1 protein-coding gene is annotated in these 524 nt (G+C 50.6%); it reads right to left on the bottom strand.

Annotated elements, in window-relative coordinates; all coding sequences use genetic code 11:
* On the bottom strand, positions 1 to 524 hold a 524-nt coding region (locus tag AC1DLB_RS31810), incomplete at both ends, for a hypothetical protein (protein WP_477786509.1).

The raw sequence follows: 524 nt of genomic DNA, 5'->3' as shown, positions 1-524 counted from the left end.
ATCATGAATGATCTCTTTCACTGATTCGATATTCGACGTCTCGATCACCGGCACGTCGTTTCTCAGCATCTTGCGAACACCATCTTCGCGTTTTGGTATCCCGGCGCTAAACAAGGAGACGGAAATACCTTGGCGTTTAAACTCGTTTGCCAGTCGAATCGGGAGAATTTCGGCACCGCCCGGATAGAAGCCGATGGTGGAAACCATCACGTTCGGCAGTCGGTCAGCCCTTGCACGAACAATCGAATCATGGTCGTACCAACGTAGAAACTCTTCTGCGGAGCCCCCGACATAGTGGTCATACAGCTTCTTGCTGGATTCCTCACAAGCCTCAAGCACCGACATCGGAACATTGTAGAGGGACTGGACCGTTTTGTTCGCCACCCCGAGCTCGCGATAAAAGACCTCTTTGCGATAAGTGGTGTTGGCAGTACTTGCATAATGTCGACGGAAATAGTTTGTACCCTCAGTGGAGTAAGCAATCTTTCCGCCACGCATGATGTGCAAATAGAAGACCCAGTCAC

It is taken from the genome of Pseudomonas sp. 05N434, from assembly GCF_056396965.1.
Note: the sequence above shows the minus strand (reverse complement) of the source record. Positions and strands in the feature narration are given on the sequence as shown.